The sequence below is a fragment of the Streptomyces silaceus genome, from assembly GCF_001419745.1.
Classification (GTDB): Bacteria; Actinomycetota; Actinomycetes; order Streptomycetales; family Streptomycetaceae; genus Streptomyces; species Streptomyces silaceus.
Map to the genome: position 1 here is coordinate 1 of NZ_LIRJ01000062.1, position 20981 is coordinate 20981.

The 20981-nt window shown below is 70.1% G+C and carries 26 protein-coding genes and 1 pseudogene; 12 read left to right on the forward strand and 15 right to left on the reverse strand.

What is annotated here, in order from left to right; all coding sequences use genetic code 11:
* The 3 genes from AOK22_RS07115 to AOK22_RS07125 all read right to left on the reverse strand — a co-directional run.
* Nucleotides 1-594: chaplin (locus AOK22_RS07115; RefSeq protein ID WP_157872190.1), on the reverse strand; the 594-nt coding region annotated here is incomplete at its 3' end.
* An 86-nt stretch (nt 595-680) separates the two neighbouring features.
* Nucleotides 681-872, reverse strand: coding sequence for a chaplin (locus AOK22_RS07120; protein ID WP_055697753.1), 192 nt, complete (start codon nt 870-872; stop codon nt 681-683).
* 308 nt (nt 873-1180) lie between these two features.
* Nucleotides 1181-1588 (reverse strand): rodlin, encoded by a 408-nt coding sequence (locus AOK22_RS07125; RefSeq protein WP_055697727.1) that lies wholly within the window; start codon nt 1586-1588, stop codon nt 1181-1183.
* Between the two features lie 215 nt (nt 1589-1803).
* On the opposite strand from AOK22_RS07125, the gene AOK22_RS07130 reads away from it, so the two are divergent.
* The 6 genes from AOK22_RS07130 to AOK22_RS07155 all read left to right on the forward strand — a co-directional run bounded on the left by AOK22_RS07130 (nt 1804) and on the right by AOK22_RS07155 (nt 5750).
* Entirely contained in the window at nt 1804-2220 is a 417-nt protein-coding gene (locus AOK22_RS07130; RefSeq protein ID WP_055697728.1) for a hypothetical protein, read from the forward strand.
* A gap of 77 nt (nt 2221-2297) precedes the next feature.
* Nucleotides 2298-2708 carry a rodlin gene (locus AOK22_RS07135; RefSeq protein WP_055697729.1) on the forward strand — a complete coding sequence of 137 codons (411 nt, stop codon included), beginning with the start codon at nt 2298-2300 and terminating at the stop codon, nt 2706-2708.
* Nucleotides 2709-3436: 728 nt separating this feature from the next.
* The gene (locus AOK22_RS07140; protein WP_269086358.1) at nt 3437-4246 is read left to right on the forward strand and encodes an LCP family protein; all 810 of its coding nucleotides are present in this window, start codon (nt 3437-3439) and stop codon (nt 4244-4246) included.
* Nucleotides 4247-4366: 120 nt separating this feature from the next.
* On the forward strand, nt 4367-4774 hold the full coding sequence (locus AOK22_RS07145) for a rodlin (RefSeq protein WP_055697731.1): 408 nt from the start codon (nt 4367-4369) through the stop codon (nt 4772-4774).
* A gap of 233 nt (nt 4775-5007) precedes the next feature.
* Entirely contained in the window at nt 5008-5241 is a 234-nt protein-coding gene (locus AOK22_RS07150; RefSeq protein WP_055697732.1) for a hypothetical protein, read from the forward strand.
* A gap of 98 nt (nt 5242-5339) precedes the next feature.
* On the forward strand, nt 5340-5750 hold the full coding sequence (locus AOK22_RS07155) for an ATP-binding protein (protein ID WP_055697733.1): 411 nt from the start codon (nt 5340-5342) through the stop codon (nt 5748-5750).
* Between the two features lie 25 nt (nt 5751-5775).
* On the opposite strand, the gene mqnE is transcribed toward AOK22_RS07155, so the two are convergent.
* Together mqnE and AOK22_RS07165 are read right to left on the reverse strand one after the other, a co-directional pair.
* The gene (mqnE, locus tag AOK22_RS07160) at nt 5776-6939 is read right to left on the reverse strand and encodes an aminofutalosine synthase MqnE (RefSeq protein WP_055697734.1); all 1164 of its coding nucleotides are present in this window, start codon (nt 6937-6939) and stop codon (nt 5776-5778) included.
* A 74-nt stretch (nt 6940-7013) separates the two neighbouring features.
* Nucleotides 7014-7469: an Lrp/AsnC family transcriptional regulator gene (locus AOK22_RS07165; RefSeq protein ID WP_055549590.1), complete on the reverse strand. Its 456-nt coding sequence runs from the start codon at nt 7467-7469 to the stop codon at nt 7014-7016.
* A gap of 133 nt (nt 7470-7602) precedes the next feature.
* On the opposite strand from AOK22_RS07165, the gene AOK22_RS43680 reads away from it, so the two are divergent.
* Nucleotides 7603-7734, forward strand: a complete 132-nt coding sequence (locus AOK22_RS43680; RefSeq protein ID WP_279617075.1) for a hypothetical protein — start codon at nt 7603-7605, stop codon at nt 7732-7734.
* Here AOK22_RS43680 and AOK22_RS07170 read toward each other — a convergent pair.
* From AOK22_RS07170 to AOK22_RS07180, 3 genes are read right to left on the reverse strand one after another with little or no spacing between them, the layout of a single operon-like run.
* Nucleotides 7731-8432 carry a UbiX family flavin prenyltransferase gene (locus AOK22_RS07170; protein WP_079036402.1) on the reverse strand — a complete coding sequence of 234 codons (702 nt, stop codon included), beginning with the start codon at nt 8430-8432 and terminating at the stop codon, nt 7731-7733. The two genes, AOK22_RS43680 and AOK22_RS07170, sit on opposite strands and share 4 nt — an antisense overlap.
* Nucleotides 8433-8456: 24 nt before the next feature.
* Nucleotides 8457-9359, reverse strand: coding sequence for a menaquinone biosynthesis prenyltransferase MqnP (gene mqnP / locus AOK22_RS07175; protein ID WP_055697736.1), 903 nt, complete (start codon nt 9357-9359; stop codon nt 8457-8459).
* Nucleotides 9356-10813, reverse strand: coding sequence for a menaquinone biosynthesis decarboxylase (locus tag AOK22_RS07180; protein ID WP_055697737.1), 1458 nt, complete (start codon nt 10811-10813; stop codon nt 9356-9358). The genes mqnP and AOK22_RS07180 overlap by 4 nt, the downstream gene beginning before the upstream one ends.
* An 89-nt stretch (nt 10814-10902) precedes the next feature.
* On the opposite strand from AOK22_RS07180, the gene AOK22_RS07185 reads away from it, so the two are divergent.
* Both AOK22_RS07185 and AOK22_RS39560 read left to right on the forward strand, forming a co-directional pair.
* Nucleotides 10903-11223, forward strand: a complete 321-nt coding sequence (locus tag AOK22_RS07185) for a PLD nuclease N-terminal domain-containing protein (RefSeq protein ID WP_055697738.1) — start codon at nt 10903-10905, stop codon at nt 11221-11223.
* Nucleotides 11224-11230: 7 nt separating this feature from the next.
* Nucleotides 11231-12121, forward strand: a pseudogene (locus AOK22_RS39560) (LysR family transcriptional regulator); the annotation flags it as partial.
* Here the strand turns inward: AOK22_RS39560 and AOK22_RS07190 are convergent.
* Entirely contained in the window at nt 12024-12989 is a 966-nt protein-coding gene (locus AOK22_RS07190; RefSeq protein ID WP_055697739.1) for a DMT family transporter, read from the reverse strand. The pseudogene AOK22_RS39560 and the gene AOK22_RS07190 sit on opposite strands and share 98 nt — an antisense overlap.
* 122 nt (nt 12990-13111) lie before the next feature.
* Here AOK22_RS07190 and AOK22_RS07195 point away from each other — a divergent pair, with 122 nt between their 5' ends.
* Nucleotides 13112-14056, forward strand: coding sequence for an isopenicillin N synthase family dioxygenase (locus AOK22_RS07195; RefSeq protein WP_055697740.1), 945 nt, complete (start codon nt 13112-13114; stop codon nt 14054-14056).
* Nucleotides 14049-14501 carry a nucleoside deaminase gene (locus AOK22_RS07200; RefSeq protein ID WP_107101876.1) on the forward strand — a complete coding sequence of 151 codons (453 nt, stop codon included), beginning with the start codon at nt 14049-14051 and terminating at the stop codon, nt 14499-14501. Before AOK22_RS07195 ends, AOK22_RS07200 begins: the two co-directional genes overlap by 8 nt.
* 21 nt (nt 14502-14522) lie before the next feature.
* On the opposite strand, the gene AOK22_RS07205 is transcribed toward AOK22_RS07200, so the two are convergent.
* Nucleotides 14523-14840, reverse strand: coding sequence for an ArsR/SmtB family transcription factor (locus AOK22_RS07205; RefSeq protein WP_055697742.1), 318 nt, complete (start codon nt 14838-14840; stop codon nt 14523-14525).
* Nucleotides 14841-15001: 161 nt separating this feature from the next.
* On the opposite strand from AOK22_RS07205, the gene AOK22_RS07210 reads away from it, so the two are divergent.
* On the forward strand, nt 15002-15991 hold the full coding sequence (locus tag AOK22_RS07210; protein ID WP_055697743.1) for a quinone oxidoreductase family protein: 990 nt from the start codon (nt 15002-15004) through the stop codon (nt 15989-15991).
* Here AOK22_RS07210 and AOK22_RS07215 read toward each other — a convergent pair.
* The 5 genes from AOK22_RS07215 to AOK22_RS07235 form a co-directional block, all read right to left on the reverse strand.
* Entirely contained in the window at nt 15981-16484 is a 504-nt protein-coding gene (locus AOK22_RS07215; protein WP_055697744.1) for an SRPBCC domain-containing protein, read from the reverse strand. The two genes, AOK22_RS07210 and AOK22_RS07215, sit on opposite strands and share 11 nt — an antisense overlap.
* A gap of 177 nt (nt 16485-16661) precedes the next feature.
* Nucleotides 16662-17753: a c-type cytochrome biogenesis protein CcsB gene (ccsB, locus tag AOK22_RS07220; protein WP_055697745.1), complete on the reverse strand. Its 1092-nt coding sequence runs from the start codon at nt 17751-17753 to the stop codon at nt 16662-16664.
* Nucleotides 17750-19504: a cytochrome c biogenesis protein ResB gene (gene resB / locus AOK22_RS07225; RefSeq protein WP_055697746.1), complete on the reverse strand. Its 1755-nt coding sequence runs from the start codon at nt 19502-19504 to the stop codon at nt 17750-17752. Before resB ends, ccsB begins: the two co-directional genes overlap by 4 nt.
* Before the next feature lie 3 nt (nt 19505-19507).
* Nucleotides 19508-20272 (reverse strand): cytochrome c biogenesis CcdA family protein, encoded by a 765-nt coding sequence (locus tag AOK22_RS07230; protein WP_055697747.1) that lies wholly within the window; start codon nt 20270-20272, stop codon nt 19508-19510.
* Nucleotides 20272-20922, reverse strand: coding sequence for a TlpA family protein disulfide reductase (locus AOK22_RS07235; protein ID WP_055697748.1), 651 nt, complete (start codon nt 20920-20922; stop codon nt 20272-20274). Before AOK22_RS07235 ends, AOK22_RS07230 begins: the two co-directional genes overlap by 1 nt.
* Between the last annotated feature and the right edge of the window lie 59 nt (nt 20923-20981).

Consider the following 20981-nt stretch of genomic DNA (forward strand, 5'->3'; position numbering starts at 1 on the left):
GGGCACGTCGACGCCGGGCGGCTGCGCGGGCGGGGTCTCCTGCGGCGGTGCCTCTTCGCAGGTGTTGCCGTACGCCCCCGAGGCGACGGCCACTCCACCCACGCTGTCACCGCAGACCTCGACCGGTGCCTCGACGGGTGCCTGCACGTTGTTGCCGGACAGCAGACCGGGCGACTGGGCCGTCTGCGCGTCGGCCGAGGAGCCGCCGCTGTCCGCGTAGCCCGTGTCGTCGCCGGGGCCGTGCGGCGTCGCCGGGGTGATCTCCGTGTCGTCGTGCCCGGCGTAGCCGTTGTCCGCCTGGCCGTACCCGGAGTCGCCGTACCCGGAGTCGCCGTGCGCGGCGGGGGCGGGCTTCGAGGAGGACGAGCAGTCGTTGCCCGAGGCCGGGTTGGCGAGGGCGACGGCGTCCACGGTGTTGCCGCAGAGGTTCACCGGTACTTCCAGCGGTGCCTGCACGCTGTTGCCCGACAGGAGGCCGGGCGAGTCCAGTGCCTGGGCGCTCGCATCGGCGGCGAACGCGGAGGTGCCGGACAGGGACAGGATGCTCGTGGCCGCGGCGGCGGAGAGCATTCCTTTGCTGAGGGCCTGTCGCAATTCGAGTGGTCCTTCTTGTGCGAGGGGGAGCCGGCCCAGGGCACCCGGGGCGCCCTGGGCCGGCAAGACGCAGCTGGGCCGCTACGTCAGTCGTTGACGCACTCGTTGCCGAACGCCGGGTTCAGCAGAGCGATGACGTTGACGCTGTTGCCGCACACGTTGACCGGAACGTGCACGGGAACCTGGACGACGTTGCCGGAAAGAACGCCCGGGGAACCGGTGGCGGCGCCGCCGGCCTCGGAGTCGGCGAACGCCGGGGCGCCCAGGCTCAGGGCCATGACGGCACCGGCGATGATCGTTGCGCTCTTCTTGAGCTTCACAGCTTTTCCCTTCTTTCGGGTCACGTCCAAATACCGGCCGAGGCCGATCGGGCAGTTCGTGTTCCCGCATCGTGACCTGAGCCCTACTTAACGAGCGATAGGACCGGAGGAAACCAGGGAGTTGACCTGCTCAGAAAATTCACTCGAATGCAACCGGCAGGCGAAAGGGCATGAAATCAGCGGGAGTTGCGGGCACAGGAAAGCTCGGGCCGCACCGGGCCTCGAAAGAGGCCGGGCGACCCGAGCAGTCCGTGCGGAGCGACGGATCAGCCGTTGCCGGCACCGTTGCCCGAGAGGACCGGGATGTCGTCCAGGACGTGCGACAGCGGCTCGTCGCCCTTGGCCTGGGTCGAGTTCTCGGTGCACTGCTGGTTCTGCGGGGCGGAGAGGACGGGGATGTCCTGGACCGCGACGGGCACCAGGCCGACGAGGGCGCCGGCGTTGCCCTTGACGGGCAGGCCCACGCAGGGCTTGTTCAGCGAGCCCTGCACGAGGGACAGCTGCGGGCTCATGTCGCCCTTGGTCTCCGAGTTGCCGAACACCTGCTTGGCGTCGTTGCCGCTCAGCGACGTGGTGCCGCCGTCGTCACCGATGGCCATCGCGGGCGAAGCGGCGGCGGAGATACCGACGACGGAGACGGCGACCGCGGCCGCCGCCATTGCCTTCTTAAGCATTTGATGTTCCTTTTCTGGGCAGACGCTCAGGTTACTGCGTGCTGCTCAACTCTCCCTGCCGCGTTTAGTTCTGGTCATTCACTCCATCGGTTCTTTCGACCGCCACTGCACCGTCGGAGCGGTATGCCGCGCGTCTCGCACTGTTCGACATGAAGGTCGGATTATCCTCACATCACGTGCACTCCCGCCGGCTCCGGAAGGAATTCATGAAACGCGTGAGATGTGAGACCTCCCCACCGCGCGCCGCCACCTCGTCGCAGTGGAGCGAACGGGAACTGCGGCTGGTGGAGCGGCTGGCGACGGTGCACCACGAACTCGGGCGGGTGCGTCGGGAGCGCACGGCCCTCGTCTCGTACGTCTGGCGTCTGCACGGCGGGAGCGTCGGCCTCCCGGGCCCGGACGGTGGGCGCATGGTCCACATCGACACCGCGGCGGGCAGCCTGTCCTGGCACATCGACGCCGAGGACACCGACCTGCTGTACGAGTCCGGCAGCCGGACCCCGAGCTCCGCGGGCGAGACGGCCGAGACGCTGACGCGGCTGTCCTTCCTGCACCTGCACCGCCGGCCCAACCTGCCCACACGGAGCAAGCGGGCCGCGGCCGCCGCCCTGGGCGATAGGCCATCGGAGTGAACACGAGCAACCCCTCATCCCTCCGGGTAGTTGCTCAGGGTGCTCCTTGGACGGGGCTCACTCAGAAGGGAAATCCTGTGCTCAAGAAGGTAATGACCGCCGCCGCGGTCACGGCTTCCGTCGTCGGCATGTCGGCTGCCGCCGCCCCCACGGCGCTCGCCATCGGCAACGACGGCGGCACCAGCACCATGAGCGGCAACAACGCCATGCAGGAGTTCGGCAACTCCGCCACGTACGGCAACATGAGCCCGCAGATGGCGCTCATCCAGGGCTCGCTGAACAAGCCCTGTGTCGCTCTGCCGGCCAAGGCCAACGTCGGCTCCGTCGTCGGCCTGGTGCCCGTCGCGGTCCAGGACATCCCGATCCTGTCGGCGCCGCAGAACCAGCAGTGCACCGAGAACTCGACCCAGGCCAAGGGCGACGAGCCGCTGTCGCACATCCTGGACGACATCCCGGTCCTGTCGGGCAACGGCGCGGGCAACAACTGACGCCGAGCGAACTCAGCGGGCCGCCATTTCTCTCCTTGGCGGCCCGCTGTTTTTGTGGTGCGGCGCTTTTCAGTTCCGCGGCCAGGGATCCTGCTGGACCAGGCTGTTCCACTCGGGATCGGGACGCCCGGGGAGGGTTCTTCCCTGCTCTCGCCATCTTCTGAGCAGGGATTCGTAGATGGGGTCCGCACGGTGTTCCGGGGGCTGCCTGCTCACCGGAATGACGCCTTGCCGTTTCCATGATCCTGCACGGTCAGCCATATATCCTCGTTGCGAGTGGGGGCTTCTTCGTTTCGTTCCTGTCGAAGTCAGAAATGAAACCGCCCCGTTGGGGCGAAAGAGTTGTTCACGGGCGCCACACTCCAGCTGCAACAGAATGACGGTCCGACCGGTTTACGGTGCCAGGGTTCCTCCTCCCCCTCATCTGATTGCGGAGAACAGCAATGAGGACGGTCCCGCATAGCCCTGCCCGCAAGCGAGCCGGAAAGCGTCTCGGCGTCATCACCACGGGGATCGCGCTTGCCGCCGCCCTCACCGGAATCGCCGCGACGGCCGCACCGCACCCTGCCCAACGCGTCGACGCCTTCGGCGGCATCAAGAATCGTCCGAATGAAGGACCCGGCACGAATATTCTTTTGCTCGGCACGGACAGCCGCGCAGGAATCACGAAGTCCGAGAAACGCGAGTTCTCGACCGGCAGCCTGGGCTGCAACTGCTCCGACACGATGATGCTCATCCACGTGTCACGGAAGAACGACCGGGTCAGCGTCGTGAGCCTGCCCCGGGACTCCCGCGCCGTCATCCCCGCCCACCGCAACGGCACCACCGGTGCCGTCCGGGCGGCCCACCCCTCGAAGATCAACGCCGCCTACGCCGAGGGCGGCGCCAAGCTCGCCGTACGGACGGTCGAGCAGATGACGAAGGTCCGGATCGACCGCTATCTGCAGATCGACTTCCGGCGCTTCATCGACGGCGTCAACGAGGCGGGCTCGGTGCGCGTGTGCACCCCCCGCCCGCTGCGGGACTTCGCCACCAGGATGGACATGCCCCCGGGCACCTACGACCTGACGGGCGGCGAGTCCCTCCAGTACGTCCGGTCCCGACACGTCGACAACGCGGCGGACTTGGGACGCATCCAGCGCCAACAGCGCTTCCTGGTGGGGGTGTTGCGCACGCTCGCCGTGGACGAGTCCTTCGGCGACCCGGTCAGGACCGCCGCCCTGGCCAAGACCGTGCTCGGCTCGGCCACGGTGGACCAGGGCTTCACCCTCGACCAGCTCGTCTCGCTCGTCTCCCGGCTGCGCACCCTGCCGCCGGAGGCCACCGAGTTCACCACGGTCCCCATCCGCGGGTTCAACGCGCCGGAGGCCGGGATCGGCTCGACCCTCGAATGGGACCGGCCCAAGGCGGACAAGGTGTTCGCCGCGCTGAACCGCGACCGAGCCCTGACCAGGCGTGACTCCGCGGTCGTCCCCGCCGACCCGCCGCGGCTCACCGTGCAGACGGCCTTCCGCGGCGACAAGGTCATCTGCCCCTGAGATTCAGCACATTAATCCGCTGAACGGGGCAACGGCCGCAACTGCTGCCGCGCCATTCAGTTGACCACTGCGCGTGCTCCGCTGCGGAGCCGCACTTCCTTCGAAGGGAAAACCATCACCATGAAGAAGCTGTTTGCAACGGCCGCGCTCGCCGCTTCCGTCGCCGGTGTGTCCGCCGCCACGGCCCCCCAGGCCATGGCCATCGGTGACGACTCGGGCACCACGTCGGTCAGCGGCAACGGCGCCTCGCAGACGTTCGGCAACTCGGCCACGCACGGCGACATGAGCCCGCAGATGTCCCTGGTCCAGGGTTCGCTGAACAAGCCCTGCATCGGCCTGCCGGCCAAGGCGAACCTCGGTTCGCTCGTGGGTGTCGTGCCGGTCGCGGTCCAGGACATCAACGTCCTCTCCGCCCCGCAGAACCAGCAGTGCACCGAGAACTCCACCCAGGCCAAGGGCGACGAGCCGCTGTCGCACATCCTGGACAACATCCCGGTCCTCTCGGGCAACGGCGTGGCCAACCACTGAGCCGAGCGCGTCCGCGTGCTGTACCGCGGACGCGACCCCGCCCCTCCCGCCCTCGGGCGGGAGGGGGCAGGGCACCCGGGGCTGCCGCCGCGTGAGCGGCCGCGGCCCCTCGCGGGACCTGTCACTCGTCCAGCCGCGTTCGGCGGGCAGGCCACCGCACCACCCCTCAGCGTGGGGAGAGTTCGTGCACGCAGCACCGATGCGTGCCCCTGCCCCACTGAAGGGTCTGAAGTATGAAGCGCATAGCCCGCGCCCTGTCCGTGGCCGGTCTCACGGCGGCGGTACTGGCCGCCCCGGCCGCCGGCATCGCCGCAGCGGCGCCCGCCTCCGCCGCTGCCGCTCCGGTGGTCCAGCAGACCGAGAGCCGGGACTGGGACGACTGGCCGCACCACCACGACTGGGACCACCACCACTACTACCACCACCACGGTGTGGGCCTGGGCCTCGGCCTGGGGGTCGGTCTCTAACCCTTCAGCAGGCTCGTCGGTGGCCGCGCCACGGATCCCGTGGCGCGGCCACCGCGCCGTTCTGCCGACGCACCACGGCCCGAGTGGGAGTACGCGCTGTGACCCTCGACAGCACGCAGGACACGAGCATCCTCACCGGGGCCAGGAGCCCCGGCGCCGCCCGGGAGACCGTGCGCGCCCTGCTCGGCCAGGGCCATCACCGGGCCAGCGACACGGCCGTCGCCGACGCGGTGCTCGTGACGTCGGAGCTGGTCACCAACGCGATCCGGCACGGGGGCGGACTGCGCGGGTTCCTGTGCCGGGTGCACTCCGGCTTCGCCGAGATCGCCGTGGACGACGCCAGCGACGAGGTGCCCGTGACCCGCGTCCGGCACAGTCTGCTCACGAGCGGCGGGCACGGCTGGCCCTCGGTGTGCCGGCTGGCCAGCGACGTGACCGTGCGTCATCTTCCCCAGGGCGGCAAGCGCATCACCGCCCGGATCCCGCTCTCCTCGCCGGCGCACCCCTGAGGGCGGCCGGCGAGGCCGCCGGGAGTCAGACCCGCATCGCCTGCGGCGTCTCGCGCAGCAGCGGGTCGGGGCCCTCGTACTCACGGATCGCCTCGTAGCGGGTGTTCCGCTCGACCGGGCGGAAGCCGGCCTCGCGGATCAGGGCGAGCAGGTCCTCGCGGGTCAGCTTGTTCGGCGTACCGAAGTTGTCCGCGTCGTGCGTGATCTTGTACTCGACGACCGAGCCGTCCATGTCGTCGGCGCCGTGCTGGAGCGCGAGCTGCGTGGTGTGCAGGCCGTGCATGACCCAGAAGACCTTGACGTGCGGGACGTTGTCGAAGAGGAGGCGCGAGACCGCGAAGGTCTTCAGGGCCTCGGCACCGGACGCCATCGTCGTGCGCGCCTGGAGCTTGTTGCGGACCTTGCCGTCCTTCATGTCGACGAAGTCGTGCTGGTAGCGCAGCGGGATGAAGACCTGGAAGCCGTTCGTCTCGTCCTGCAGCTCACGCAGGCGCAGCACGTGGTCGACGCGGTGGCGCGGCTCCTCGATGTGGCCGTACAGCATCGTGCACGGGGTCTTGAGACCCTTCTCGTGCGCGAGGCGGTGGATGCGCGACCAGTCCTCCCAGTGGGTGCGGTGGTCGACGATGTGCTGGCGGACCTCCCAGTCGAAGATCTCCGCGCCGCCGCCGGTGAGCGACTCCAGGCCGGCCTCGATCAGCTCGTCGAGGATCTCGGAGGCGGACAGGCCGGAGATCGTCTCGAAGTGGTGGATCTCGGTGGCGGTGAAGGCCTTCAGGGAGACGTTCGGCAGCGCCTTCTTCAGCTCGGAGAGCGAGCGCGGGTAGTAGCGCCACGGCAGGTTCGGGTGCAGGCCGTTGACGATGTGCAGCTCGGTGAGGTTCTCGCCCTCCATCGCCTTGGCGAGGCGGACGGCCTCCTCGATGCGCATCGTGTACGCGTCCTTCTCGCCCGGCTTGCGCTGGAACGAGCAGTAGGCGCACGAGGCGGTGCACACGTTCGTCATGTTGAGGTGGCGGTTGACGTTGAAGTGCACGACGTCGCCGTTCTTGCGCGTGCGCACCTCGTGGGCGAGGCCGCCGAGCCAGGCCAGGTCGTCCGACTCGTAGAGCGCGATGCCGTCCTCGCGGGACAGCCGCTCGCCGTCCCGGACCTTCTGCTCGAGTTCGCGCTTGAGACCTGCGTCCATGCCCTGGCCCTTACCTCTCCCTACGACAAACTCCGCCAACCGTACTCCTCCGCCCCGGGGACGCAGGGCGCGCCCTAGACCTCTTCGGGGAGCTCCCCGACGCGGTTCTCCCACTTGGTGGAGAGCACGATCGTGGTGCGGGTGCGCGAGACGCCGCGCGTGCCGCTGAGCCTGCGGATCGTCTTCTCCAGGCCGTCCACGTCGCTGGCCCTGACCTTGAGCATGTAGGAGTCGTCGCCCGCGATGAACCAGCAGTCCTCGATCTCGTGGAGGTCCTTCAGGCGGCGCGCCACGTCCTCGTGGTCGGCGGCGTCGGAGAGCGAGATGCCGATGAGGGCGATGACACCGAGGCCGAGCGAGGCGGAGTCGACGGTCGCGCGGTAACCGGTGATGACCCCGGCCGCTTCGAGGCGGTTGATCCGGTCCGTGACGCTGGGCCCGGAGAGGCCCACGAGCCGCCCGAGTTCGGCGTACGAGGCCCTGCCGTTCTCCCGCAGGGCCTGGATGAGCTGCCTGTCCACGGCGTCCATAGGTGCGATGCCTTTCATTATTCAGCGATACCGCGAGTCTATGTGTAGAATCTAAGGCGCAACAGGGCCTAGGCCCTGTGAATCTTTCTCAATCTCAGCCGATCAACGACGATCCTTCAGGAGTGAGTCACCCGTGTACTCGATCGAGATGGCCTACGCCCGCATGCGCGAGCTCCAGGACATGGCCAACCGCTCGCGTGCCCACCAGCCCACCCAGGCGCCGAAGGCCGCGGCCCGCTGGAAGCGCGCCGCCAAGAAGCGCTAGTCCCCCCGGGAGCCAGAGCCACCTCCGGATCCGGAACCCAGCTCTCCCTCCCACCGGCGGTACAGGCTGTGCGGCACACCCGCCGCGTCCAGCACCCGCCCGGCGACGAAGTCCACCAGATCCTGGATGTGCGTCGCCCCCGCGTAGAACGCCGGAGAGGCGGGCAGCACGATCGCGCCCGCCTCGTCCAGGCTCACCAGGTGCTTCAGCGTCTGCCCGTTCAGCGGCGTCTCGCGTACGCAGACCACGAGCGGCCTGCCCTCCTTGAGCGTCACGCTCGCCGACCGCTGCAGCAGGTCCTTCGAGAGCCCGAGCGCCACGCCCGCCACGCCCGCCGTGGACGCCGGCACGATCAGCATGCCCTTCGTCGCGTACGACCCCGAGGACGGCCCCGCCGCCAGGTCACCGGCGGACCAGTACCGCACGTCCGCCAGGGACGCCTCCGGCACGTCGAACGTGCCCGGCTTGCCGTCCGCGCCGCGCCCCAGCCACTGCCGCAGGTCCTCCTGCCAGTGCGCGTCCCGGAAGGCGATCCCCGTCTCGTCGAGCAGCGTCAGGCGCGAGGCCCGCGACACGACGAGGTCCACGCTCTGACCGGCCGCGATGAGCGCGCGCAGCACGGCGGCGGCGTACGGGGTCCCCGAGGCCCCCGACACCCCCACGATCCAAGGCTTACGCTGCGTATCTCCTGGGTTCACTCTGTGAGCCTATCCGGCGGTCGTTCAGAGGGTGAGCCCGCGTACGAGCAGATCGAGCAGGGCGCACACGAACAGGGCGATTCCGATGAAACCGTTCACCTGGAAGAACGCGCGGTTCAGGCGCGACAGGTCGTGCGGCTTCACGATCGAGTGCTCGTAGACGAAGGCGCCCGCGACGATCGCGAGTCCCAGCCAGAAGAACGCGCCCGCGTCGGTGGCCGCCGCGTACCAGACGAACAGCGCCGTGGTCACCAGGTGACAGCCCCGGGCGCCCCGGATGGCGGCGGGGATGCCGAACCGCGCGGGCACCGACATCACGCCGACCTCGCGGTCCGTCTCCACGTCCTGGCAGGCGTAGATCAGGTCGAATCCGCCGATCCAGACGCCGACCGCGAGACCGAGGATCACGGCCTGCCACGACCACTCGCCCGTGATCGCGATCCACGCGCCGACCGGGCCCATGGCCTGGGCGAGGCCGAGGATCGCCTGCGGGAAGTTCGTGAACCGCTTGCCGTACGGATAGACCACCATCGGGATCACCGCGATCGGCGCGAGCGCCAGGCACAGCGGGTTGAGCAGCGCGGCCGCGCCGAGGAAGACGACCAGCGCGATGAGCGCGCCCGTCCACGCCGACGTGACCGAGACCGCACCCGTGACGAGCTCGCGGTGCGCGGTGCGCGGGTTACGGGCGTCGATCTCGCGGTCGATGATGCGGTTCGCCGCCATCGCGAACGTCCGCAGGCCCACCATGCAGATCGTGACCAGGAGCAGCCGCCCCCAGTGGATGTTCTTGTCGAGCTGGAACATCGCGGTCAGCGAGGCGATGTAGGCGAAGGGCAGCGCGAAGACCGAGTGCTCGATCATGACCAGGCGCAGGAATGCTTTGGTGCGCCCCGGCTGCGGGATCGCGGCTGAGGCTGAGCTCACAGCCCGTACTCCTTCCAGCGGCGGTCGACTTTCGCCGCCGTCTCCGGGTCGGACTCGACCATGTCCGGCCAGCCCCCGTCCCGTACGTAGCCCTCCTCGGGCAGCTTCTTCGTCGCGTCGATGCCCGCCTTGCCGCCCCAGAACTGCTGGTAGGAGGCGTGGTCGAGGTGGTCGACCGGGCCTTCGACGACGGTGAGGTCACGGGCGTAGTCGGTGTTGCCGAGCGCGCGCCAGGACACCTCGTGCAGGTCGTGCACGTCGCAGTCCTTGTCCACGACGACGATCAGCTTCGTCAGGGACATCATGTGCGCGCCCCAGATGGCGTGCATGACCTTCTGCGCGTGCTTCGGGTACTTCTTGTCGATCGAGACGATCGCGCAGTTGTGGAAGCCGCCCGACTCCGGCAGGTGATAGTCCACGATGTCCGGGACGATCACCTTGAGGAGCGGGAGGAAGAAGCGCTCGGTGGCGCGGCCCAGCGGGCCGTCCTCCGTCGGCGGACGGCCGACCACGATCGACTGGAGGAGCGGGCGCCGCCGCATCGTCACGCAGTCGATCTTCAGCGCGGGGAAGTCCTCCTGCGGCGTATAGAAGCCGGTGTGGTCGCCGAAGGGACCCTCCGGGAGCATCTCGCCCGGCTCCAGCCAGCCCTCGATGACGACCTCGGCGTTGGCCGGGACCTGGAGCGGGACCGTCTTGCAGTCGACCATCTCGACGCGCTTGCCCTGGATGAACCCGGCCAGCATGTACTCGTCCATATCGCCGGGCAGCGGCGCCGTGGACGCGTACGTGACGGCCGGCGGACAGCCGAAGGCGATCGCGACGGGCAGCTTCTCGCCCCTGCGGGCGGCCACCTGGTAGTGGTTGCGGCTGTCCTTGTGGATCTGCCAGTGCATGCCGATGGTGCGCTTGTCGTGGCGCTGGAGGCGGTACAGGCCGAGGTTGCGCACCCCGGTGTCCGGGTCCTTGGTGTGGGTCAGGCCGAGGTTGAAGAAGGAGCCGCCGTCCTCGGGCCAGGTGAAGAGCGCGGGCAGCTGCTCCAGGTCGACGTCGTCGCCGGTGAGGACGACCTCCTGGACGGGCGCGCTCTCGGACTTCACCTTCTTCGGCGGCACGTGCGTCATCGCGCCGAGCTTGCCGAACGCCTCGCGGATGCCGACGAAGCCGTGCGGCAGCTCCGGCTTGAGCAGACCGCCGATCTTCTCGCTGATCTCGCCGTACGACTTCAGGCCGAGCGCCTTGAGCAGGCGGCGGTCCGTCCCGTACACGTTCATCGCCAGGGGCATCGACGAGCCCTTGACGTTCTCGAAGAGGAGCGCGGGACCGCCGGCCTTCTGCACACGGTCGGTGATCTCGCCGACCTCCAGGTACGGGTCGACCTCGGCCTTGATGCGCTTGAGATCGCCCTCGCGGTCCAGTGCCCGGAGCAGGGAGCGAAGATCGTCATAAGCCATGCGTTCCAGTATCCGGCACCGGCTACCCTGGCCCCGTCACCGGGGGCTCGTCCGCCTCCCGCCGTCACCGCTTGGGGGATCGCGCCACCATGCTCAGGTATCTGCCGTTCCTGCTGGTCCTGGCAGTGTGGATCTATGCCTTCATCGATGTCCTGAACACCCCGGAGAAGGAAGTCAGGCACTTCCCGAAGGTGGTGTGGGTCATCCTCGTGCTGCTCTTCGGCGAGGTGCTGCTCGGCCCGATCGCCTGGTTCGTCACCGGCAAGGAGCGCCGGGCGCCCGGCGCGGGCGGCGGCTACGGACGGGGCCGGACCCAGTGGGTGGCCCCCGACGACAACCCGGAGTTCCTGAAGTCCCTCAGGGACGAGGACCCGGACGAGAAGAAGAAGCGGGACAAGGACGAGGGCTGAGGTCTCCGTGGAACTGCGGCTGCTCGTGACCTTCGAGAAGGTCGCCACGGTGCTGAGCTTCACCCGGGCCGCGACCGAGCTGAAGTACGCCCAGTCCAGCGTCACCGGCCAGATCCGCGCCCTGGAGTCCTCGCTCGGCACCGAGCTCTTCGACCGGCTGGGGAGCCGGATCCGGCTGACCGAGGCGGGCGAGCGGCTGCTGCCCTACGCCCGGCAGATCATCGAGCTGGCCGACGAGGCACGGGCCGCGGTCGTCGGTGCGGAGGAGCCGTCCGGCGCGATCGCGGTGGGCACGATGGAGTCGCTGACCTCCTACCGGCTGCCGCCGCTCCTCGAACTCTTCCACCACCGCTATCCGAAGGTGCGGCTCTCGCTGCGGCCCACGCTGGGCGACGAGACCCGGCGGGCGCTGCGGCAGGGCACGTACGACGTGGGCTTCCTGATGGAGCCGGAGACCGAGCACCAGGGCCTGGAGACCGAGGTCCTCGCGCGGGAGCCGCTGGTCCTGGTCTGCGCGCCGGGCCATCCGCTGGCCGCGCGCGGGGCGGACCCGCTCACCTCGGCCGACCTGTCCTCGGCGCAGCTCGTGGGCACCGAACCCGGCTGCCCGTACCGGGACCTCTTCGAGGACGAGCTGCGCACCCGGACCGGGACTCCGCCGCCGTTCATGGAGTTCGGGACCATCGAGGCGACGAAGCAGGGCGTCGCCGGCGGGCTCGGCGTCGCCCTGCTGCCCGCCGTGACCGTGGCGCGGGAGCTGGCGGAGGGCACGCTGGTGCGCCTCCCGTGGGAGCCGCCGTTCACACTGTGGACGCAGCTCGCGTGGCGGTCGGGGAAGCGTCTTCCCGCGCAGGTGCGGCTGTTCGTGGAGCAGGCCGTGCGGCTCGTGCGGGAGCAGGGTTCGCCGGTCGCCTCAGGGTGACCTTGAGGCTGGCGAGGACGATCAGCGGGACGCCGAGCGCCTGGACGAGCCCGATGTGGTGGCCGTAGACCGCCCAGTCGGCGACCATCGCGACGGCCGGGTAGGTGAAGGCGAGCACCGCGATCTTGGCGGTGGGCAGCTTGGCGTACGCCGCGTACATCAGCACGTACATCAGGCCGGTGTGGATCACGCCGAGGCCGACGAGCCAGGCCCAGCCGGCGCCCGTGCCGCTCATCGCGCCGAAGTCGGTGAAGGGCAGCAGCAGCGGGATGCCCACGACGACCTGGACCAGGGCGATCAGGTGGGGGCGCACTCCCGTGATGCGCTTGGTGACCAGCGTGGACAGGGCGTAGAGGATGGCGGCGAGCAGCGCGAGGCCGATGCCCGCGAGCGATCCGGTGTCGCCGGGCCGCACTCCGGAGACCAGCACGAGTCCGGCGAACGCGGCGGCCAGCCAGCCCAGTTGGAAGCGGGTGAGGCGCTCGCGCAGCACGAGGGCGCTGAGCAGCACCAGGAAGAACGGCTGCGTGTGGTAGACGACGGTGGCCAGGGAGATCGAGGTGGCCTCGTACGCCTTGAAGAGGAACACCCAGTTGAAGACGATGAAGACGCCGCCGAGCGCGGCCAGGGAGAGCTTCTTGAGGGTGAGGCCGTGGTCGCGGAAGTAGCCGCGGGCGGTGGCGTACGCGCCGAGGGCGAGGGCGCCGAACAGGACGCGGAAGAAGACGACGTCGAAGGCGCTCGCGCCGGATTCCACGACGAAGACGCCGAGGGTTCCGGAGAGCATCATCGCGGCGGTGAGCTGGGCGGTGCCCCGGCGTTCCGAGGAGGTGTCCGTTGTCATGGCGATGACGCTACGAGCGGACGAACGTGCTGGTCCACGCGCCAGTGGGGCGTCCTCCCGATGGGCCGATCGGCGCTGTCGATGAGGCCTGATCCGGGGGGTGCGCGGGCACGATGGGAGGCATGAGCAGCGCATCCCGCATCCCGACGGTCGACCTCGGACCGTGGCTGTCCGGCGACCCCGAGGCCCGCGCGCGCACGGCGCGGACCGTCGACGAGGCCCTGCGCACCGCGGGGTTCCTCCTGGTGACCGGACACGGCGTCGACCCCGGTCTGCGCGCGGCGATCAGGGAGTCGGCGCGCGGCTTCTTCCGGCTGCCCGCCGCGGCGAAGGGACCGTACGCGGTGCGGGTGGGCGAGCGCGGCTGGCTGGGCCCCGGTGCCGAGGCCAACAGCTACGCGGAGGGCACGGCAGCTCCCCCGGACCTCAAGGAGTCGCTGTCCTTCGCGGCGGACGAGCCGACCGGGGACGCGGCGGTGGACGCCGAGTGGTTCCGGCCGAACCGGTGGCCGGCGGAGGCGCCCGAGCTGCGGGGGCTCGTGGAGGCGTACCTGCGGGAGATGCGGGTGCTGTCGGACCGTCTGCTCGGACTGCTCGGTGTGGCGCTCGGGGCGGGCGAGGACTTCTTCACACGCCATACGGGCCACCCCACCTGGGGTTTCAACATCAACTGGTATCCGGGGCGGGAGCGGGTGGGCGAGCCCGAGCCGGGGCAGTTCCGCATCGGTCCGCACACGGACTTCGGGACGGTGACGGTCCTGGACCGGCAGGCGGGCCGGGGCGGTCTCCAGGTGTTCACGGACGAGGGCGGCTGGGAGGACGCGCCGTTCGACGCGGACGCCTTCACGGTCAACATCGGTGATCTGATGGCCCGTTGGACGGACGGGCGCTGGCAGTCGGGCCGCCACCGGGTGCTGCCCCCGCCGGCCGAGCTGCCCGCCGAGGAGCTGATGTCGCTCGTGTACTTCTACGAGTGCGATCCGGGGACGGACGTGCGGGGCGTCGACTCGCACACGTATCTGCGGGGGCAGTTGGACGCGATCGCGGTGGAGGAGTCCGGTGAGTGACGCGCGTACGTTCCGTACGTGGCTCGCGACGGCCGTCGAGGAGGCGCGGGCGGGCCTCGCCGAGGGCGGGATCCCGATCGGCGCCGCGCTCTACGGCGCCGACGGCACGCTGCTCGGGCGGGGGCACAACAGGCGGGTGCAGGACGGCGATCCGTCGACGCACGCGGAGACGGCGGCGTTCCGCGCGGCGGGCCGGCAGCGTACGTACCGGGGCACGACGATGGTCACGACGCTCTCGCCGTGCTGGTACTGCAGCGGTCTGGTGCGGCAGTTCGGGATCTCGCGGGTGGTCGTGGGCGAGGCGGAGACCTTCCACGGCGGGCACGACTGGCTGGCGGAGCACGGCGTGGAGATCGTGGTGCTGGACGACGCGGAGTGCGTGGCGATGATGCGCCGGTTCATCGCGGAGCGGCCGGAGTTGTGGAACGAGGACATCGGGGCGTAGCCCTCGCGCGGGGCCGGGCGGTCAGTCCCCGCGCAGCACCAGCGCGAGCAGTCCCGGGAAGCGGGCCTCGAACTCCGCGCGGCGCAGGCGGTTGACGCGGCGGGCGCCCTCGTCGCGCTGCTCGACCAGACCGGCCGCGCGCAGGGTCGCGAAGTGGTGGCTGAGCGCGGCCTTGCCGACGGGGACGTCGAAGCTGCCGCAGGTCCGGGTCCAGTCGCCGGACTCCGCCAACTCCCGTACCAGGTAGAGCCGTACGGGATCGGCGAGCGCGGCGAGCGCGGTCGGCACGGAGACGTCGTCGGGGTGCGTGTGCACCGGGGCCGCGCGGTGACCCACCATGCCTGTTCCGTGCCTTCCGCCGTGTCCGGCCGGCGGCTTCATCGAGGCCGCGGCCTTGCCGAGTGTTCGATGGAAACCATACACTCCCGGCTGTTCGCTTTTGATTGAACACTCGACCCGGCAGGTACGCGCCGGGGACCCGGCGGAGAGGTGGCGCGGCCATGCGCGCAGTGCGGTTCAAGGAGTACGGCGGGCCCGAGGTCCTGGAGACGTTCGAGGCCGAGGCCCCCGAGCCCGGCCCCGGCCAGGTGACCGTCGACGTCGCCTGGGCCGGCGTGAACTTCGCCGACCTGAAGGCGCGCGCCGAGGGCTACCGCGTGCCCGCGCTGCCCTTCGTGCCGGGCCTGGAGGTCTCCGGCCGGATCCGCGCGATCGGCGCGGGCGTGCGCGGCCTGCGCCCCGGCCAGGAGGTCGCCGCGCTCACGGCGGGCGGCGCCTACGCGGACGTCGCCCTCACCGAGGCGGCCACCGTCTTCGCGCTCCCCGAGGGCGTCGGCCTGCGCACCGCCGCCACGCTGCCCACCGTGGTGCCGACCGCGCACGCCCTGCTCCACGAGGTGGGCCGCGTCACCGCCGGGGAGAGCGTGCTGGTGCACGGCGCGGCGGGCGGCGTCGGCACCGTCGCGGGCCAGCTGGCGAAGGCGGCGGGCGCGACGGTGTACGGCGTCGTCTCCGGCGCGGCCAAGGCGGAGTACGCCGTGAAGTACGGCTACGACGAGGTGTTCGTGGACGACGGCTCCCCCGGCGGCGGCTTCGCGGACGACGTGCGCCGGGCGACCGGGGGCCGTGGGGTCGACCTCGCGCTCGACCCGGTCGGCGGCGACACGTTCCGGCGCTCGCTCGACGCCCTCGCGGTCTTCGGCCGCCTGGTCTCCTTCGGCAACGCGAGCGCCGCCGAGCCGTGGCGGGTGGGCCAGCCGGAGCTGTTCCCCGGGGCGCGCACGGTCTCGGCGTTCTCGATCCTGACGCTGGCGCGGACGGACCCGGCGGCGCTGCGCGCGGTGGCCGAGCGCGCGTTCCGCCTGGTCGCCGACGGCACGGTCACGCTGCCGGTGACGGCGGAGTTCCCCCTGGCGGAGGCGGCCGAGGCGCACCGGCTGATGGGCGGCCGCACGACGACGGGCAAGCTGCTGCTGCGGGTCACTCCTTAGCGGCGTACTCCTCGCGGAGCTCCCGCCAGCGGTCCAGGGACCACGTCGACCAGTCCTTGGGGCGGCCCTCCAGCGCGTCCACGAGGAACTCGAAGTGCTGGTGCCAGCCGGCGAGGCAGTCGAGCCGCAGCGCGTCGTCCCCGTCGAACTCGTTGGTGAAGCGCACCGTGGCGGCCGCGGGGCCCGCCGGCTCCAGATGGAAGCGGCACCGGCCGTGCAGGTCGACGGTGTACTCGGCGACGACGTCCGGGTCCCAGGCCGTGACGTGCCCGGAGTGCACGGCGTCCGCCTCGCCGTTGAGCCAGCGCAGCGTGACGGCGCCGCCGAGCCGGGGCTCGAACACGTCGGCGGCGGCCAGCCACCCCGGCAGCCCGCCGGGGGTGGCCACCGCCGCCCAGATCTTTTCCACAGGGTGGGGAAGACGCAGTTCGTAGTGGAGGTGCCGGGTGGTGCCCCTGCTCCGGCTGGTGCCCTGTCCGATGGTCGCGGTCATGGCACCAGCCTCGCCCGGTACAACCCGTTCCGCACCCCTTGGGGTACTTACGGGCGCCGGCCCGCCTCGTCGACCGCGGCCTCCCGCTCCCCAGGAACCGCCTGGCCGCTCCGTACGCGAAAAGCCGGTCCCCGTGACCTGGGTCACGGGAACCGGCTCACCCCGGAAGGGGATCGCTCAGACGCCGGCGTACGAGTGCTTGCCGGTGACGAAGATGTTCACGCCGTAGTAGTTGAACAGCCAGCAGGCGAAGGCGATGAGGGCCAGGTAGGCGGCCTTGCGGCCCTTCCAGCCGGCCGTCGCGCGGGCGTGCAGGTAGCAGGCGTAGGCGACCCAGGTGATGAAGGACCAGACCTCCTTGGGGTCCCAGCCCCAGTAGCGGCCCCAGGCGTCGCCCGCCCAGATCGCGCCCGCGATGATCGTGAACGTCCACAGCGGGAAGATCGCGGCGTTCAGGCGGTACGAGAACTTGTCGAGCGAGGCCGCGGAGGGCAGGCGCTCCAGGACGGACGTGGCGAACCTGCCGGGCTGACCGCCGCTCTGCAGCTTCGCCTCGTAGCTGTCCCGGAAGAGGTAGAGCATCGTCGCGACGAAGCCGACGTAGAAGACCGCGCCGCAGAAGATGGCGGTGGAGACGTGGATCCACAGCCAGTACGAGTGCAGGGCGGGAACCAACTGGTCGCTGGCGGTGTACAAGACAGTGACGGCGAGACCGAGGTCCAGCAGGACCGTGGTGACCAGGGGGAGGCCGAGCCAGGCGATGTTCTTCTTCAGCGCGAGCAGCACCAGGTACACACCGACGGCGACGGTGGAGAAGGTGATGCTGAACTCGTACATGTTGCCCCACGGCGCCCGCTGCACCGACAGCGCGCGGGTGAGCACACCGCCGAATTCGAGCACGAAGGCGAGCACCGTGAGGGACACGGCGATACGGCCGTAGAGGTCGCCCTTCTCGTCGCCCGCCGAGGCCCCGGGGCCGTCCGGCACGTCACGCGCGCCGGAGACGGACCGGGTGACGACCTTGGGCCGCTCCAGGGTGGCGGTGCCGCCCTTGGCCTGGACGGCGACCTCGGGCGCCTTCGCCGCGGCCTTGCTCGGGGTGAGCGCGGCGGCGGTGCGGGCGACCTTGCTGCGGCTGCCGAAGAGCCACTCCGCCATGTGCGCGAAGAAAGCCAGGAGGTAGACGGCCATCGCGGAGTAGATCAGCACGTTGCTGATGTGCGCGAGGCCTTCGTTGGGTTCGGCGGCCAGGGTGGTGGCGAGATTCACTTCTCAGCCCCTTCGGCAGGAACAACATCGGGGTCGGAGTCGGAGGAGGTGTCCGCGTGCGGATCCGCGTCCGGGTCTGGTTCGGGCGCGCTCGGCGCCTGCTCGTGCAGCTGGGCGGCGAGGTCGGCGAGTTCCTCGGGGAGTTTCGCGGACTCGCTGCGGCCGAGGCCCGCCATCTCCACGACGGTGACGCCGTCGGCGCCCCTGACCGCCCGTACCCACACGCGGCGGCGCTGGATGAACAGCGACCCGGCGAGACCGAAGATCGCGGCGACCGCGCCGACCAGCGCCCAGAGGGAGCCGGGCTCCTGGGAGATCTGGAAGGTCGCCCACTCCTTGAGGTCCCTCTCGAAGGTGATCGAGCCCTCGCCGTTCGGCAGCTTCATGGTCTCGCCGGGCACCAGCCGCTGCTTGAACAGCTCGCCCTTGGAGTCCTTGAACTTCGTCATCTTCCGGGTGTCCAGCTGGTACACGTTCTGCGGGACGCCGGAGTCCACGCCCAGGCTGCCGTGGTACGCGGACAGCGCGAGCACCGGGAAGTCGGGGGCGGGGAACTGCGAGAACATCTGGCCCTTGCCCGCGCCCGCGAAGGTCGGCACGAAGAAGGCGTTGAAGCCGAGCTGCTCGCTCTTGCCGTTCTTGTCCTTGTAGCCGTCCAGGACCTTGATCGCGCCGGTGGCGGTGCCGTTCTGGTCGATGGGCAGCAGCGGCACGGACGCCGAGTAGACGACCTTGCCCTTGGAGTCCCGGACGGTGACCTTGGGGGCGTAGCCGTGGCCGATGAGGTAGACCTTCGAGCCGTCGATCTCCAGCGGCTTGTTGACCTCGATGGCCTTCTTCTTCTCGGGGCCGTCGACGCCCTCGGAGTAGGTGACCTTCGCCTGGTAGGTGCGCGGGGTGCCGCGGTTGGGGCCCGACTTCTGGTACGTGCCCTCGAAGTCGTCGAGCGTGAAGCTGAACGGCGCCAGTTCGTCGGTGTCGAAGAGGCTGCCGGACTTGAAGTCGTCGTACTGCGAGAGCGTGTTGGCGAAGCCGTCGCCCTCCATGATCAGCTTGCCGCCCTCGGACTTGAACAGCTGGCCCGCGGCGAAGGCGACCAGCATCACGATCAGCGCGATGTGGAAGACCAGGTTGCCGGCCTCGCGCAGATAGCCCTTCTCGCCGGCGACCGAGGTTCCGGCGGCCGCCGGGGAACCGGCGGAGGAGCCCGCGACGTGCGCGCGGAAGCGGCGCTGCTTGAGCAGCGCGAGCGCCGCCTCGTGCACCTGCTCGGGCTCGGCCCCGGTGCGCCAGGTCGTGTACGCGGGAAGGCGCGTCAGCTTCCTGGGGGCGCCCGGCGGGCGGCCGCGCAGCTGGCCGACGAACTGCCAGGTGCGGGGCACGATGCAGCCGATGAGGGAGACGAACAGAAGGATGTAGATCGCGGAGAACCACACCGAGCTGTAGACGTCGAAGAGCTGCAGCTTGTCGTAGAGCGGACCGAGCGTGGTGTGCCGGTCCATGAAGTCCTGGACCTTGAGCTCGTCGACGTTGTTCTGCGGGATCAGCGAGCCGGGGATCGCGCCGAGCGAGAGCAGCAGCAGCAGGATCAGCGCGACCCGCATCGAGGTGAGCTGCCGCCAGAACCAGCGGGCCCAGCCGATGACGCCGAGCGAGGGGAGGCTCGGGGCGTCCTCCGTGGGGGCGGTGGACAGCTGTGCGCCGGCCTCGCCGAGCTCACTCTGCTCTTCGGGGGTTTCGGTCTTGCTCATGGATCAGATCCCCACCGTGTAGCCGTTCGACCAGACCTGCATCTGCTGGATCATGCTGTCCCATACGCCGGTGACCAGGAGCAGGCCGGTCGCGATCATCATGACGCCGCCGACACGCATCACCCACGCGTAGTGCCGCTTGATCCAGCCGAAGGCGCCGAGCGCCTTGCGGAAGGTGACGGCCGCGAGGATGAACGGGATACCGAGCCCGAGGGAATAGGCGACACCGAGTATGGCGCCGCGCTGCGGGTTCGCGCCGTCGGCGGAGAGCGCGAGGACGGACGCGAGCGTCGGGCCGATGCACGGCGTCCACCCGACGGCGAAGAGCGCGCCCACGACCGGGGCGCCGAACAGTCCGACGGCGGGCCGCTTGTGGAAGCGGAACTCGCGCTGGGTCAGCCAGGGCATGAGCCCCATGAAGAAGAGCCCGAGCACGATCATGACCACGCCGAGCACCGTGTTGATGGTGCTCTGGTGCTCCTTGAGCGTGCGCCCGATCGCCCCGAAGAAGACGGTGGCGGAGACGAAGACGACGGTGAAGCCCGCCACGAAGAGCCCGGCGCCGGCGACCATCCGGCCGCGCCGGGCATCGCCCAGGTCCTGGCCGCTGACCCCGGTGACGTACGACAGATAGCCCGGCACGAGCGGCAGCACGCACGGGGAGAAGAAGGAGACGAGCCCGCCGAGCACCGCGATCGGGATGGCGAGGAGCAGCGCCCCGCTCATGACCGTCTGGTTCGGACCGGTGATGGCCGCGAGAGTGGACATCACTTCTCCGCGAGCACGGGGTCGATCATCTTGCGCAGCTTCTCTTCGTTCAGCGGCTGCTGCGAGCGGGCGGCGATCTTGCCCTCACGGTCGATGACGAGCGTGGAGGGGATGAAGTTCGGGTTCATCGTGCCGTTGGGGAAGCGGAGCATCAGCTTGCCCGACGGGTCGTGCAGGCTCGGGTACTCGACGTCGAACTGCTTCTCGAAGGCGACGGCCGGGCCGAGCTCGGGGTCCCGGGTGTTGATCCCGACGAACTCGACGCCCTTGGGCTTCGTCTCCTTGGCGACCTTCACGAAGATCGGCGCCTCGGCCCGGCACGGCGCGCACCAGGAGCCCCAGACGTTGACCACGAGGATCTTGCCCTTGTAGGCCTTCGCGAGGTCGAGCTTCTTGCCTTCGAGGGTCTCGCCGTCCAGTTCGGGGAGCGGCTTGCGCTCACCCTTCTTGGCGGTGGCGATGCCGTCGGAGCCCGACACGAAGTTGGTGTTGCCGGAGCCGCCCGACGTACCGCCCGAGCCGCAGGCCGTGAGGACCAGCGCACCGACCGCGGCCCCTGCCGCCAGCAGGGTCACCCGCCCGCGACGGCCGCCGATGCGGCGGCTGCGGCTGCGGTTCGCGGACTGGGGGGCGCGGCAGGCGGCACTCATGTGAAAAGTTTCGCATGCCCGATTCGGGGATCTTCCGCACCCCCCGCGGTAGGGGAAAG

Excerpts from the sequence above, each read along its gene's own strand:
- AOK22_RS07120 (WP_055697753.1), bottom strand. The coding sequence starts at position 872 with ATGGCCCTGAGCCTGGGCGCCCCGGCGTTCGCCGACTCCGAGGCCGGC.
- AOK22_RS07125 (WP_055697727.1), bottom strand. The coding sequence starts at position 1,588 with ATGCTTAAGAAGGCAATGGCGGCGGCCGCGGTCGCCGTCTCCGTCGTC.
- AOK22_RS07140 (WP_269086358.1), top strand. The coding sequence starts at position 3,437 with ATGCTCATCCACGTGTCACGGAAGAACGACCGGGTCAGCGTCGTGAGC.
- AOK22_RS07145 (WP_055697731.1), top strand. The coding sequence starts at position 4,367 with ATGAAGAAGCTGTTTGCAACGGCCGCGCTCGCCGCTTCCGTCGCCGGT.
- AOK22_RS07150 (WP_055697732.1), top strand. The coding sequence starts at position 5,008 with ATGAAGCGCATAGCCCGCGCCCTGTCCGTGGCCGGTCTCACGGCGGCG.
- mqnE (WP_055697734.1), bottom strand. The coding sequence starts at position 6,939 with ATGGACGCAGGTCTCAAGCGCGAACTCGAGCAGAAGGTCCGGGACGGC.
- AOK22_RS07165 (WP_055549590.1), bottom strand. The coding sequence starts at position 7,469 with ATGGACGCCGTGGACAGGCAGCTCATCCAGGCCCTGCGGGAGAACGGC.
- AOK22_RS07180 (WP_055697737.1), bottom strand. The coding sequence starts at position 10,813 with ATGGCTTATGACGATCTTCGCTCCCTGCTCCGGGCACTGGACCGCGAG.
- AOK22_RS07185 (WP_055697738.1), top strand. The coding sequence starts at position 10,903 with ATGCTCAGGTATCTGCCGTTCCTGCTGGTCCTGGCAGTGTGGATCTAT.
- AOK22_RS07190 (WP_055697739.1), bottom strand. The coding sequence starts at position 12,989 with ATGACAACGGACACCTCCTCGGAACGCCGGGGCACCGCCCAGCTCACC.
- AOK22_RS07195 (WP_055697740.1), top strand. The coding sequence starts at position 13,112 with ATGAGCAGCGCATCCCGCATCCCGACGGTCGACCTCGGACCGTGGCTG.
- AOK22_RS07205 (WP_055697742.1), bottom strand. The coding sequence starts at position 14,840 with ATGGTGGGTCACCGCGCGGCCCCGGTGCACACGCACCCCGACGACGTC.
- AOK22_RS07210 (WP_055697743.1), top strand. The coding sequence starts at position 15,002 with ATGCGCGCAGTGCGGTTCAAGGAGTACGGCGGGCCCGAGGTCCTGGAG.
- AOK22_RS07215 (WP_055697744.1), bottom strand. The coding sequence starts at position 16,484 with ATGACCGCGACCATCGGACAGGGCACCAGCCGGAGCAGGGGCACCACC.
- resB (WP_055697746.1), bottom strand. The coding sequence starts at position 19,504 with ATGAGCAAGACCGAAACCCCCGAAGAGCAGAGTGAGCTCGGCGAGGCC.
- AOK22_RS07230 (WP_055697747.1), bottom strand. The coding sequence starts at position 20,272 with ATGTCCACTCTCGCGGCCATCACCGGTCCGAACCAGACGGTCATGAGC.
- AOK22_RS07235 (WP_055697748.1), bottom strand. The coding sequence starts at position 20,922 with ATGAGTGCCGCCTGCCGCGCCCCCCAGTCCGCGAACCGCAGCCGCAGC.